A 14,017-nucleotide genomic window follows, 5' to 3' on the forward strand; every position below is an offset into this window, starting at 1 on the left:
TCTGTTATTGATTTATGGCATGGTAGCCATCTACTATGTCGTTGCTGTAAATGCGCTTTATTTTTCCATTCTGGCGCTATCATTCCGCAACATCTGGACCATTTTCAGACGGTCGCATTATTCCAAATACAATACATTGTCAGGCTCGGAACTGGTGCCTTCGGTATCACTGCTGGTGCCGGCTTACAACGAGGAATTGACGATTATTGAAAATGTGAACTGTCTGATGACACTGAACTACCCGACGTACGAAGTCATCGTGGTGAATGACGGATCCAGCGACAGTACCCTGAAGGTGCTGCTGAAGGAATACCGCCTGAAACCCGTACCTGATACCAAGATCCGTGGCAAAATTCCTTGTCAAACCATTCGGGGGATATACCACAATCCGGAATTCCCGGATCTGTATGTGATCGATAAGGAAAATGGCGGAAAGGCAGACTCGCTTAATGCCGGGATCAACTTGTCCCATTATCCGTTGATTTCTTCCATTGATGCCGACTCGTTGCTGGAAAAGGATGCCCTGATTCGGATGGCACGCATGTACATGGAAAATCCCGAAGAGACCGTGGCGATTGGCGGAGATGTTCGCATAGCGAATGGCTGCAAAATCGAAAACGGAGCTGTTCAGGATGTCTCCCTGCCGCGCAAAATGTGGCCGATGTTCCAATCCATTGAGTATCTCAAAGCCTTTCTGGGCGGACGAATTGGCTGGAGCCATATGAACGGACTGATCATCGTGTCGGGTGCCTTCGGCATGTTCCGCAAGGATGCTGTTATTGCCGTTGGTGGGTACCGGGACGGTTATCCGGGGGAAGACATGAACATTATCATCAAGCTTCATCGCTATATGCTGGAAAATAAATTGAAATACCGCGTAGCCTTTTGTCCTGAAGCTGTTTGCTGGACACAGGCGCCGGATTCCTACCGCATCTTGTCCAGTCAGCGTAAGCGCTGGGGACGCGGGAATCTGAAGAACATGCTGGAGAACCGCGGCATGCTGTTCAACCCGAAATATAAGGTGATGGGCATGCTGACCATGCCATACAACGTCATTTTTGAAGCGCTCAACCCTTATTTCCGGATTACCGGACTGCTGGCCCTTGCCGGATATGTGCTGCTCGATATGACACAGTGGCCGGTTCTTGTTCTGTTCGGATTGCTGAACTTCGTGAGCGGTTATCTGCTGAGCGTAGGGGCATTGATTCTGGAAGAAATTGCGTTCCGGAGATACAACAAGCTGTCGGATCTGGTCAAAATGCTGGTTTACTCTGCTCTGAAATTTGTGGGCTATCACCAGCTTGGCGTTCTGTGGAGATTGCAGGGACATATTCAGTTCATGCAAAACAACAATTCATGGGGAACCATGACACGTCAGAGCTGGTCCGAGGAACAAAAGGGAAGCGAAGCTGCCTGAATCACAGCCTGCATCGAGAGGTGCAGTCCATTGGGCAGCATCGATTGGCACTAATGGCAATACAGCAGCAACAGAATAGATAACCAAGGGAGAAGGGTGGAAAAGAACATGCCTAATACGGCAACATTGCAGCGTGAAGCTGCCGTTAATGTGTACCGAAGTGTAGAACAGGGATTGAAGGATACGGGTGCCGGAACTTGCGGCTTAATGTTCATCCATTGCGGAGGTGTACAGGCCCAGCCGGAGCAGCAGGTCAGGAACTATCTGGAGCAAACGAGTGAGTTCGCCTTCCAGCTGTGGAAGGATGGGGCAACCCAGACGCTTGCGGTCCTGCTGCCTGGTTTGACGCTGAACGAAGTCCACTATGAAGGGCTTCGCATCAAGCATGAGCTGCAGGAGACGGTTCCTGGAGCCGAGCCGCAGATTACGCTGGCGAGCTTCAAGGATAGTGAGCGTCCTTCTCAGGCGACGATTCAGCACATGGCTGAATCCGCGAAGCTGGTTGACCCTGAGGAGATTCATATCTACACGCTGGACAATACGGCGGACGAGCCGGGCAGAATTTTGATCGTGGATAACGATCCAACGGTTCGCGAGTTCCTGCAGCTCCGCCTGAAAATGCAAGGTTATGAGACGTATGAAGCTGTAGATGGACTGGCTGCACTTGAATTGATTGAGAAGGTGTCACCTGATCTGGTGCTGACCGAATTGAATCTGTATGGCATTGACGGCCTGCCGTTCATTCACCATATTCAGAACCTGGATGTCGAGCAGCCGCCGAAGATTGTTGTGCTGACCGAGCAGCGTGTCGAACAGACGATCAGCCAATGCTTCCGCAGCGGTGTGGACGATTATATGACCAAACCTTTCTCCCCTGTGGAGCTGGATGCACGTATTCGTCGCTGCCTGCACTAATAAGATGATCAACCGAAACGGAATTACGGAACATTACAAATACATTAACCTGGAGGGAATATCATGGAGAATCAACAATTCCATACTTTACTGAATGCCATTGAAAACAAAGAAGCGGTGCTCGGCGTGGTCGGGCTCGGTTACGTAGGACTTCCACTTGCCGTGGAAATGGTGAATCAAGGCTTTACGGTAATCGGTATTGACCTGGATGCGTCCAAGGTCGACAGTATCTATAATGGGGATTCCTATATTCACGATATCTCGTCCGAGGAATTGAAAAAAGTGATGCAAACAGGCCGCTTCCAGCCTACAACGGATTACAGCATGCTGCGCGTCATTGATGCCTTGAGCATCTGCGTGCCAACACCGCTCAGTGAGAACCAGGATCCGGATACATCCTACATCGAGACTGTAGTGGATCAGATCAAACTGCACATGAAACCGGGCATGCTGATTACACTGGAGAGTACAACCTATCCGGGTACAACTGAGGAATTGATTCAGCAAAAGCTGGACAAAATCGGACACGAAGCTGGCAAGGACTACTTCCTCTGCTTCTCGCCTGAACGAGTGGACCCGTCCAACGGACGTTTCACCACGTACAATACGCCGAAAGTTATCGGGGGGACCACAGAAGCTTGCCTGAAACTCGGAACGGCGCTGTATAGCAAGTATGTACAAACGGTTGTACCGGTATCTTCGCCAAAAGTGGCAGAGATGTCCAAATTGCTGGAAAATACGTTCCGCAGCGTAAACATTGCGTTTGTAAATGAAATGGCAATGATGTGTGACCGCATGGGCATCGACATCTGGGAAGTCATTGATGCAGCGGCGACGAAGCCTTTCGGATTCATGCCGTTCTACCCAGGCCCAGGCATCGGCGGTCACTGCATTCCGCTTGATCCAATGTATCTGTCCTGGAAAGCGAAAGGGTTCCGCTTCTACAGCAAATTTATCGAGCTGGCACAATCGACCAATGACAACATGCCGTACTATGTGCTGAACAAAACATCAACCATTTTGAACGAGTACGCGAAATCTGTTCGGAACTCCAACATCCTGCTGCTCGGCATGTCGTACAAGCCGAATATTGCAGACCTGCGTGAGTCACCGGGACTCGAAGTATATGAACTGTTCAAGGAAAGCGGAGCGAATGTCAGCTACTTCGATCCATATGCCGATTCCTTCCGTGACAAGCATGACGATACGGTGTACAGCGAAGCATTCAACCTGGAGCAATTCAAGAAATATGACTGCATCGTGCTGATTACCAACCACAGAGATCTGCCATACAGCGATATTGCCGATTTGGGTGTGCCAATTCTGGATACACGCAATGCGTTCCGGACATACACACAGCCGCACATCTACAAAATTGGACACTCGGTTCAGCATCCTGTGCTGGAACCAAGTGAAGCGTTGCTCGTCTGAGAAACAACATGATTCGCTGGGGCAGGATGTCGGTGAGGACAAAATGGGCTCTGCTCGCGCTGACCTTTTGTTTGCTGCTGTTGCCCTGGCTGTTCAAATGGTTCTCGGCAGAGGAGAAAAAAGCGACCTGGCTGTGGGATGCTTCCATCATCGCAGAACAGACCCCGGATATCATCTCCTTCTCCAAGGAGCAGGGTGTTGATGTCATTTTCCTTCAGATACAGGATGAGGTATCGGATGATACGTATCGCAAATTCATTGCTTCTGCCCGGCAGGCAGAGATCCAGGTACATGCCCTGAATGGTCATGCGGACTGGGCCTACAGGGACAAACAGGAAGAGGGACTCGCTTTCATTGAGCGCATTCGTGCGTATAATGCCGCTTCGGCAAAAAATGAGCGTTTCGAAGGCATTCAGCTGGATGTGGAGCCCTACCAACTGCAGCGCTGGGAGAATGAGCAGGACAGCGTCATTGCAGAGTGGAGTGACAACATGAAGGCCTGGACGAAAGCTGGTAAGGATGCGGGACTCTATATGAGTGCAGCCATACCGTTCTGGCTGGATGCCCGTCAGGCAACCGAAGGCGGAGGAACGTTCAGTAGGTGGGTCATTTCCCACTTTGATGCCGTTGCGATCATGGCTTACCGGGATAGTGGTCAGCAGATGTACGACCTGTCGAAGGAAGAGCTGGATGAGGCGGATGAACTGCATAAGGACGTATGGATTGGAGCGGAGCTTGCCGATACACATGAGGGTGAGCATCTGACCTTTTTCGGGAAATCCATAAGCAATATGGATGAAGAGATCGCCAGGGTGTTTGACCTGGCCGGATCTCATTCCTCCTTTGCTGGAGTCGCTGTGCATCATTATGAAGCGTGGTATGCGAAGGAAAACGGACTTCCCCTGGCTCGCAAGAGTGATGAGGAGAAATAACGGACAGTATGGGAAAAGCAGGATAGCAAAAAGGCAAGTTTCCGGTGAATGGAGACTTGCCTTTTTCTTTTTATTTGCTTTTTGCCGCGCTGGACTTGGCAATCAGCTTTTACCGTTTTCGCTTGTCCGGTACCGATTGGGCGGCAGACCCACCTGTTTTTTGAACGCTTTGGAGAAGGAAAATAAATCCGGATAACCGACCGAATGAGCTACTTCCGTCAAGGTCAAAGGGGTTTGGACGAGCAGGCGCTTGGCCTGGTCCATTTTGAGCTGCTGGATGTATTGCACCGGAGACAACCCGTACGCTTTACGAAATTGTTTGGCAAAATGGGTTCGGTCCACCCCCGCATGAGCAGATACGCCCTCTACCGTGATCCCTCCGGCAAAATGGATATCCATGTATTCCTTCCCTTTTTGCAGCCAGGGGATAGCCGCATCCGGCTGCAGTCCCTTGGCGGCAGAGGAACGAGAAACGCGATCAAACAGACCGAGAAACCGGGTGAGTCGTCCCAGGTCACTTGCTCCCCCCTGAGGTCTGCGAACTTCCTCCATAAAAGCACGCATTCCACTAGCCGTCTCCGGAGTCAGTATAGCGGAACGATGAGGAGCATCTGGCGTAAGTCCAAGCCGCGAGAGAAGTTCGGTTGCATGGGTACCATCAAAGGCGATAAAGATCTTCTGGAGCGGCTCCTTGGGATCAGTCCAATACTCATGAGTGACATGCGGAAACAGACAGAATGCATCCCGGGCCCTAAGGGGATACTGTTGTCCGTTCTGTATAAAAGTACCCTCTCCCTCGAGGACAAACAGCAGGTAATGATAAGGTGTTGTACGAGGGCCGATATGATAATTGTTCTTGGCGATATTGCGTCCAATTCGTATTGGCCAGGCTCCACCAGCTTTCTCGAATTCGGACGGAGTAAAAAAAATAATATCCAAAAACTCGTGGTGGTCCTCCTTCATGCTCTCCGTCATCAGGAACACCTCTTTAAAATAAGTTTAATTTCAATATCTATCTGTGAGTTAATATAATATACCCTATTATACAGGTGGGTTTTGTACATATTCAAGAACAGGATGACTTATTCCTGTAAGATGACCACAAAATGACAAAATAAAATTGTCGTAAAATGACATTGATCACAGACAAATCAATTGATATGATGACCATACCTATTAAACCAAGTTAATTAATCGGTATTCGAATGCTTCTTACAAATTACAATTAGAAAATAAGGCGCAATCTTAAAATCCGTTTTTGATAAGTGTAAAAGTAGTGGAGGGGACGAAATCGATTCTGGAGAAGTGTAACGCTCGCCTTTATCCCGGGATTTTCCCCTTGAGAAAGGGATGCAAAAAAATCCGGGGATAACAGCGATCGGAAGACGATTCGTTACCGGAACGGCTACTTCGCAGCTGTTAGTTTTATTTTTGAAATGGGACTTTATTTATCAACAGAGAGGAATGACCTTATATGAGTGAACACGAAGAACTGAAATTCGGATGGTTTTTGCCAACGGCTGGAGACGGAAAATATGTTGGGGTCGCCCCGGAACGGGAACCGAGCCTGGATTATTTGATACAGGTAGCACAAACGGCCGAAACGGCAGGATTTGAATTCGTATTGATCCCGACCGGTGGGGCATGTCTGGATGCTTGGGTCGTCGGTTCGGCAGTAATGAGTCACACTCAAACACTTCGTCCTCTCGTGGCCATTCGACCAGGCCTGGTTACACCGGTGCTCGCCGCACGGATGGGAGCTGCACTAGATCAACTCTCTGGTGGACGTGCCATGATTAATGTCGTGACGGGTAGCTCGGTCCGAGATCTGGAGGAACTGGGAGATCCGCTGGCGCATGCCCATGACGAACGTTACGTACGGGCGAGCGAGTACATGGAAGTGATGAAGCGTTCGTGGACACAATCGACCGGACTCAACCTGACCGAGTTTGCCGGAAGTGGTTCCAAAGCGAACGCCGAAGCATCCAGCGATGATAATTCGGAGTTTAATGGTCAGTATTACAACTTTAAGGGTCCGGTAGGCATGCCGGAAACGGTCCAGAAGCCCTACCCTCCATTTTATCTGGGGGGAAGTTCACCCATTGCCAAAAGAGTGGCTGTAGAGCATGCGGATACGTTCCTCATGTGGGGTGAACCGCACGACTGGATTCAGGAACAGATTGAGGAGATCGAAGTGATCCGCGAACAGGTGAAACATGAAACAGGACAGGATCGCCAGTTGCGTTACGGAATGCGGGCACAGGTACTTATTCGGGATACCGAGGAAGAAGCTTGGGCAGCAGCGTGGGAGATTATTAGCAAAGTTCCCCCTGAAGCCATTGAGAAAGCGAAAGCGGCTTTTGCTGAGACAGACGCCACCAACCAGCGCAGACAGAATGAGCTCCGTGAATTGTCCGAGAAACAGCAATTCGTTGTAGGGCCCAACTTGTGGACAGGTTTGTCCGTTGTCCGTTCAGGCGGGGCAATCCTCATCGTGGGCACATCAGAACAAGTTGCTGAGCGTCTGATGGAATACGCGGATCTCGGCGTGACCACATTCATATTGTCAGGCTATCCACATCTGGAAGAAGCCGAAATATTTGGCGAGAAAGTAATGCCGATCATTCGCAGCAAGTGGAGTGCGAGAAATGTGAAGCATCAGCTTAGCAGCAATTAATTCAATTATCACCTAATTCAACATTACTCAGGAGGTCGTCTTTCATGAGAAAAAATAAAAAATTCATCCTTCCCCTGGTCAGTATGCTGGTCATGTCCTTGCTGCTGTCCGCTTGTGGGGGCGGGGATAACTCTGCAGCAGGCGAGAACGGTTCCTCCGGTTCAGGCAAAGTCACCATTAGCTTCATGCACTGGCGCGGTGAAGATGCTGAAGCGCTGAACAAAACCATTGATGCATTTGAAAAGGAAAACCCGAACATTCATGTGGAGATGCAGACGCTCCCTTCAGACCAGTATCAATCCACAGTACAATCCAAAATCAGTGATGGTTCGGTAGGGGATGTATTTGCCTCCTTCCCGGGTGCACAATTCGATGCTTTTACCAAAGCCGGATTGTTCACGGACCTGACAGGATCATCTTTTCTCTCTGCCTATAACTCCAAGCTGATCGAGGCAGGCCAGCTGGATGGCAAGCAATATGCCATTCCGTATCAGCTCGTATACAACGATCCAATTTATAATGTGAAGCTGTTTGAAAAATACGGTCTGACACCGCCGAAGGACTGGGACAGTTTCCTGGCGCTCTGCCAGACACTGAAAGATAACGGAATTATCCCGATTGCCTTTGCGGGAGCGGACATTGGTCCAGGGCAGTTCATGAACACCATGGTGATGAATAATGCACCAAGTGACGACATTTTTACCAAAGTGGAAGCAGGCGAGGCGAAACTGACAGATGAGTTCTGGGTGAAAACACTCACGCAAATTAAGGAGCTGAACGATAAAGGCTACTTCCAGCAGGATGCACTGGGTACCAAGGACCCGGCGGCAGGAGCGCTGTTCATTCAAGAGAAGGCAGCCATGCTTGCAAGTGGTTCCTATCAGCTCGCTCAGAACAAGCTGCAAAATCCGAATTTGGAGCAAAAGCTGCTTGCACCTATTACCGTAAGTGCAGATCAGGCAAAGTATGAAGGGGTTCATACCACGACGTTCATGCTTGCGGTAAACAGCAAGTCCAAACATCCGGAAGAAGCGAAGAAATTTATCGAGTTTCTGAGCAAACCCGAAGTGGCTGGAGCGTATGCCAACCAGACGGGTCAGAACGTAACCGTAAATGACGTGAAGTATGATTCTGCCGAACTCCAGGTTGCAGGGGAGTGGGCAAACAAAAAGACCGTGTTCCAGCCACGGTTCACCATTCTGAACGGAGATAATCAGAAGGCAGTCACCAACTCCATTCAGGCTGTGCTTAGCGGTACTTCTCCTGAAGAAGCTGCGCAGCAGGCACAAGCGATCATCGATCAGCATATCGGGAAATAAGTCATGAAGAATCGTATTCAGCTATCCCTGTTTCTGTTACCCGGGTTGCTGCTGTACGTGGGACTGTTCGTATTTCCTACATTGACGGGGCTGTTCTACTCCTTTACGGATTGGGACGGGGTATCCCCGTCGTATGCGTTTGTAGGGCTGGATAATTATAAGGACAGTCTCAGCAGCATCGTCTTTCGCAAGGCTTTTGGCAATAACGTTGAATTCATGCTCACGGTGGTTATTGCCCAAACCTTTATTTCACTTGTGCTGGCATTACTGCTCGTCCGAAACACCAAAACGCGGATTGTACTTCGCGCCCTGTATTTTCTCCCGGCCATTTTGTCCTCCGTATCGGTTGGGTTGATCTGGGCTTTCATGTATGATCCATCCATTGGATTGATCAACTATGGGTTAAACGGGGCAGGTATGGAGAGTCTTGCACGCAACTGGATCGGTGATCCCAAAATTGCAATCTACTCCATTGCAGCCGTGCAGGTCTGGGCTCATGCCGGGCAAATGATGATTGTGTTTATCGCTGGCCTGCAAGGTATTCCGGCTGAACTGTATGAGGCCGCCCGAATGGACGGTGGCAGCAAATGGCAGGTATTCCGTACGGTGACCTGGCCGCTGCTTGCCCCTTCGGCTACGATTGTCGTTGCCTATACAACGATCCAATCGTTTAAGGCATTTGATCTTATTTTCACCATGACGGACGGAGGCCCGAACTACGCAACTGAAATTTTGACGACGTATATCTATCATACCGCCTTTGGCAGCTATTCATTTGGCCTCGCTTCTGCGGGTTCGATGATCTTCCTGGTTCTGCTGGCCTTGCTGACGTTTGTGCAGTTCAAGGCACTGCGTGCCGACCGGGTAAGCTATTGATGCCGGAACGTGCTTACACAAGAGGCAGAAGGGAGTTCACATGTTTCTTAAATGGTTCAATCGCCTGATATTGTTGGTGTACGCGCTGCTGATTATCGTGCCGCTGTACTTCGTATTTGTATCCTCATTCAAAACAAGCAGCAACTTCTTTACCAGTCCATTCAGCTGGCCTGATCCGTTTACATGGGATAACGTTACGGGCATGTTTCGCAATCAACCAATGTGGCAATATTTCGGAAACAGTCTTGTCGTGACACTGGGTACGGTGGTGATTGAGCTGCTGCTGAGCAGCATGATTGCCTACGCCATTGTTCGCTGGGGCGGAAGCGTGGGTAAAATTGTGTTTGGCCTGTTTGTGGCTGGGCTTATTGTTCCTTCCCAGGTCAGCATGCTGCCGATCTACTCCCTTACACGTACGCTGGGCTGGTCTGACAGTCTGACGGGCCTGATCGTTGTATCGGCCGCCATGCTGATGCCTGTCTCCGTATTCATGCTGACGGGTTTCATGCGCATGCTGAATGCCGAAATTCTGGAGGCGGGCAGCATGGATGGGGCAAGCGAGTGGCGCCTATACACACGGATTGCGCTGCCGCTGGCTGCGCCTTCACTTGCGGCAACGGCTACGTTCCTGCTGGTCATGGTTTGGAATGATCTGCTCATTCCGATGCTCATGCTCAGCAGCAAGTCCAAATTGACGTTACCGCTGGCACTTATGCAGTTCCGCGGGGAGTACGTGACGAACTATCCGATGATGCTGACGGGAGTACTGGTGACGGCCATTCCGATGATTGTGCTGTTCATTTTGCTCCAGCGTTATTTTGTTGCAGGTCTGACAGCGGGTTCACTCAAGGGGTGAGCTATTGGAAGGTGACGTGGAGGAGAGCGTATTTTTCATTGATTTCTGGATCATTCTGCATAATAATGGTTTAGTGTCAGAATGACTACATAGAGATCAAGGAGCTATCGTTATGACTAAACTGGAAGTGTTGCGGAATCCCAAGCAGCGCAAGCTGCTGTTTAGTGCCGGGATGAGCTGGCTGTTTGATGCAATGGAGGTTGGCATGATTTCCTTCATCGTGGCAGCTCTTGCCAAGGAATGGAGCCTCAGTCCCGGACAAGTCGGTGTGCTGACCAGTATCAACTCCATCGGTATGGCGCTGGGTGCATTGCTTGCGGGTGCACTCGCTGACCGTTTTGGCCGTAAGGCCATTTTGATGTGGACCCTGTTAATCTTCACCATTGCGAGCGGTTTGTCTGCACTGGCGACCGGTTTTGCCGTACTGTGCGTACTGCGCCTGATTGCTGGAATTGGGCTTGGTGGCGAGCTACCTGTAGCCTCGACACTGGTATCAGAGTCCATGCCAACAGCAGAACGCGGCCGTGCCGTCGTGTTGCTGGAGAGTTTCTGGGCTGGAGGCTGGATTGTATCGGCACTCATTGCCAACTTTGTGATTCCTGAATACGGCTGGAGAATTGCATTTGCGATTGGTGCCGTTCCGGCATTCTACGCGCTGTATCTGCGCCGTGTCATTCAGGACCCGCCGCGTTACAAGCAAAACAAGACCATCCGGAAGACGACGTTCCGGGAGAAAGTGGCTGCAGTATGGTCTGCTCCGCATCGCCGGACAACCATCATGCTCTGGATCTTGTGGTTTACGGTAATATTCTCCTACTATGGCATGTTCCTGTGGCTGCCTTCCGTCGTGATGGCCAAAGGCTTCACTCTGGTCAAAAGCTTTCAGTACGTGCTGATTATGACCTTGGCACAGCTGCCAGGTTACTTTACAGCGGCTTATTTTATCGAGCGGTACGGACGTAAATTCGTCCTGGTCGTTTATCTTACACTGACGGCAGTGAGTGCAATTGCTTTTGGTTTGGCAACAACTGAAGCGGCGATTCTCACCGCAGGCATCTGCCTTTCTTTCTTCAATCTGGGGGCATGGGGTGGTCTGTACGCGTATAGTCCGGAACTATATCCAGATTCGGTTCGTTCGACAGGTGTGGGTCTTGCCACATCGGTGGGCCGCGTCGGGGGCGTACTTGCTCCATTGATGGTCGGCATGCTGGTTCAGCGTGAGGTAGCCATCAGCATGATTTTCACGATTTTCTTCGTGACAATCCTGATTGGGGCAGCAGCTGTACTGTTCCTTGGCCGGGAAACGAAGGGTCAGGAACTGGCAGAGTAGATGTAAATAAATTCAAGCGCAACTTTTGTGCGGGTCTGCCTGCCTACGGAAATGGAGGCTGGACAAGCGGCATAAGGTTGATACAAGAAGAGGCATAGCCCTGATATGACCATGGGCTCATGCCTCTTTTTGCTATATTCAAGGCCCTGTTTTTCATGCTCCATCGGTCCGATAGACGGCACTTTGGCGATATCCTATAATGACACTCGGGATGTCCATAAGGGAGGGTTCAGGGGAAAAAGTGGGGTCTGGACTCAGAATAATGGAGGTTAATTGAATCATGAAAAACGATAATAAAATGGATCAAACGAATAAAATGGCTACAAAGCATAATGTGAATGGAACGAAAAGTGCCAATGAACTGATCAGGGCCTATAGGTTAGAATTAAGTAAAATTGCTGGCAACATGGAACCGATCACCGTGAGTCGGGCAGTAACTCATCGGAGGGGGAAAAAGGCTGGCAAAAGAGCAGGACGAGTCAGTGTACTACTCAGTGCCTTTGCGATTGCTCTTGGCCTCACGATGGCAGCTCCATCTGCGGGAGCTCAGAAGCTGGAGCAGGGCGTTCAAAGTGAGCATGTGCTGCAATTGCAGGAGCAATTGCGGGATCTGGGTTACTTCAAAGCCGGATTGACCGGATATTACGGTTCCATTACCAAAAGCGCTGTACGCAAATTTCAGCAGGCTCAGGGCCTGAGTGCGGATGGGATTGCAGGCCCGGCGACACTGAATAGGCTGAACAAAAAGGCCAAAGCCGAAGGTGAGACGCTGCGCCAGTTGGCGAAGCTAATTCACGGGGAAGCGCGCGGGGAATCCTTTGAAGGACAGGTTGCTGTAGGGGCGGTCGTCTTGAATCGGGTGCAATCCAATGCATTTCCGTCATCCATCCCGCAGGTGATTTTCCAGAAAGGGCAGTTCACTGCGATTGATGATGGTCAGTTCAATACAAAGCCAACGGCTACTTCTTATAAGGCAGCACGGAAAGCTTTGAATGGTGTTGATCCGACGAATGGTGCGCTCTATTATTACAATCCGAAGATCGCAACCTCGCTATGGAGCAAAAGCAGGCCGACACTCCTGACGATTGGGCAGCATGATTTTACGAGATGAGGCAGGTTGAGGCAGTAGATAGAGCAAATACATTTTTTTAATAACAACAAGGAACCCCAGTTGTGTATGCTGCGCTTCTGCAGGTACGTGGCTGGGGTTTAACAATAATGTTATCGTGGACAAATGATATCTCGGCACTGAAGTAAATATGAGTTTATTTTTATGGTTGGACCGTGAAAGGAATACTCAACGAAGTAGGCTCTACAATGGTCTCTCCGGTGTCATAGTCATAGATTCTATTGAAAACCAATTCAATGGATTCCAGCTTGTCGGGGTCATCTGTATATACGAAACCATAGCCCATATTATCCATGACTACGCCGTCGTATTGATGATAAACATAAGGTTTCCTCATGAAATTACGATCTGCTGAGATGGGTTTACCCGTGTTCGGATGGATTGAATTCAAACCGTAAAATCCGATATTTTGATCCGTTGTATTTTCTACACTGTAGACGATTTTGATATAAGTCATATCAGAACCGATATCTTCTTGATTGAGAATTACAATGTTTTCTCGGGAATCCTCAGGAATCTCACGAGCCTCTAATAATTGAACATCCATAATATGAATCGTTAATGGCCCGAATTCAATACTTTGTTTCAGATGCACAGCTTTTAACAGTTTGAGTTGTCCGCCGTAATCAAATGTGCCTGTATCTCCCGGTTCGGACAGAAGCGGAGATGGTGCACTTTCAAAAAGCTTATCCTGAAGATCGCTGGCAGCTTGCTCGAATGGATTATAATCTGGCTTAAGTCCTTTGTATGTTAGTTCTGCACGGAAAGGCTTTAAACCGGATTCCAAGACAAGCTCAGAATCAGCAGGGTGAGGCTGTAACGGATTGATTTCCAGTGGTGCAGATGTGGCATCATTGGAGCTGCCTGAACCGCCCAAAAGTGCAAGAGCGAGCAGTAAATGAAAAACAAACATAAAATGCGGCACCCTTTCTCTTTGGAAAATAGCAATACAAATACATCGTACATAATCATAACAAAACAGTTCATGGTGACCATGAGAATATGGGCCCAACTTCAGCTAATAGCATATTGATAAGTTCTTGCTTGGGTCTAGTAGCAAGGGCCTATGCCAGACAAAGCGGGTTCGATCGATTGGTCATTTTGAAATGTAACCTAGACTACAGTCTGTTTGTTC

The 14,017-nt window shown here is 49.5% G+C and carries 12 protein-coding genes; 10 read left to right on the plus strand and 2 right to left on the minus strand.

From position 1 onward, the window contains the following. The first annotated feature begins 19 nt into the window (after window positions 1–19). The 4 genes from PIL01S_RS13100 (at window position 20) to PIL01S_RS13115 (ending at window position 4,695) form a co-directional block, all read left to right on the plus strand. The gene (locus PIL01S_RS13100) at window positions 20–1,417 is read left to right on the plus strand and encodes a glycosyltransferase family 2 protein (protein ID WP_174818697.1); all 1,398 of its coding nucleotides are present in this window, start codon (window positions 20–22) and stop codon (window positions 1,415–1,417) included. Between the two features lie 108 nt (window positions 1,418–1,525). Next, window positions 1,526–2,332: a response regulator transcription factor gene (locus tag PIL01S_RS13105; RefSeq protein ID WP_127537885.1), complete on the plus strand. Its 807-nt coding sequence runs from the start codon at window positions 1,526–1,528 to the stop codon at window positions 2,330–2,332. A gap of 63 nt (window positions 2,333–2,395) precedes the next feature. Next, window positions 2,396–3,763 (plus strand): nucleotide sugar dehydrogenase, encoded by a 1,368-nt coding sequence (locus PIL01S_RS13110; protein WP_127537886.1) that lies wholly within the window; start codon window positions 2,396–2,398, stop codon window positions 3,761–3,763. A gap of 26 nt (window positions 3,764–3,789) precedes the next feature. After that, on the plus strand, window positions 3,790–4,695 hold the full coding sequence (locus PIL01S_RS13115) for a hypothetical protein (RefSeq protein ID WP_246058222.1): 906 nt from the start codon (window positions 3,790–3,792) through the stop codon (window positions 4,693–4,695). A gap of 102 nt (window positions 4,696–4,797) precedes the next feature. On the opposite strand, the gene PIL01S_RS13120 is transcribed toward PIL01S_RS13115, so the two are convergent. Next, window positions 4,798–5,670: a helix-turn-helix transcriptional regulator gene (locus PIL01S_RS13120; RefSeq protein ID WP_127537888.1), complete on the minus strand. Its 873-nt coding sequence runs from the start codon at window positions 5,668–5,670 to the stop codon at window positions 4,798–4,800. Between the two features lie 499 nt (window positions 5,671–6,169). On the opposite strand from PIL01S_RS13120, the gene PIL01S_RS13125 reads away from it, so the two are divergent. The 6 genes from PIL01S_RS13125 to PIL01S_RS13150 all read left to right on the plus strand — a co-directional run bounded on the left by PIL01S_RS13125 (window position 6,170) and on the right by PIL01S_RS13150 (window position 12,864). Continuing rightward, on the plus strand, window positions 6,170–7,372 hold the full coding sequence (locus tag PIL01S_RS13125) for an LLM class flavin-dependent oxidoreductase (protein WP_127537889.1): 1,203 nt from the start codon (window positions 6,170–6,172) through the stop codon (window positions 7,370–7,372). Window positions 7,373–7,416: 44 nt separating this feature from the next. Beyond that, entirely contained in the window at window positions 7,417–8,691 is a 1,275-nt protein-coding gene (locus PIL01S_RS13130; RefSeq protein WP_095359329.1) for an ABC transporter substrate-binding protein, read from the plus strand. Between the two features lie 3 nt (window positions 8,692–8,694). Next, complete coding sequence (locus PIL01S_RS13135) at window positions 8,695–9,567, plus strand: carbohydrate ABC transporter permease (RefSeq protein WP_174818694.1); 873 nt, start codon at window positions 8,695–8,697, stop codon at window positions 9,565–9,567. Window positions 9,568–9,607: 40 nt separating this feature from the next. Then, a complete protein-coding gene (locus PIL01S_RS13140) occupies window positions 9,608–10,423 on the plus strand; it encodes a carbohydrate ABC transporter permease (protein WP_127537890.1) in 816 nt (271 codons plus the stop codon). A 112-nt stretch (window positions 10,424–10,535) separates the two neighbouring features. After that, window positions 10,536–11,753 carry an MFS transporter gene (locus PIL01S_RS13145; RefSeq protein WP_127537891.1) on the plus strand — a complete coding sequence of 406 codons (1,218 nt, stop codon included), beginning with the start codon at window positions 10,536–10,538 and terminating at the stop codon, window positions 11,751–11,753. A gap of 523 nt (window positions 11,754–12,276) precedes the next feature. Then, a complete protein-coding gene (locus PIL01S_RS13150) occupies window positions 12,277–12,864 on the plus strand; it encodes a cell wall hydrolase (protein ID WP_127537989.1) in 588 nt (195 codons plus the stop codon). Between the two features lie 160 nt (window positions 12,865–13,024). Here PIL01S_RS13150 and PIL01S_RS13155 read toward each other — a convergent pair whose 3' ends face one another. Continuing rightward, window positions 13,025–13,795: a hypothetical protein gene (locus PIL01S_RS13155; RefSeq protein ID WP_127537892.1), complete on the minus strand. Its 771-nt coding sequence runs from the start codon at window positions 13,793–13,795 to the stop codon at window positions 13,025–13,027. Between the last annotated feature and the right edge of the window lie 222 nt (window positions 13,796–14,017).

The organism is Paenibacillus illinoisensis NBRC 15959 (assembly GCF_004000925.1).
GTDB lineage: Bacteria > Bacillota > Bacilli > Paenibacillales > Paenibacillaceae > Paenibacillus > Paenibacillus illinoisensis.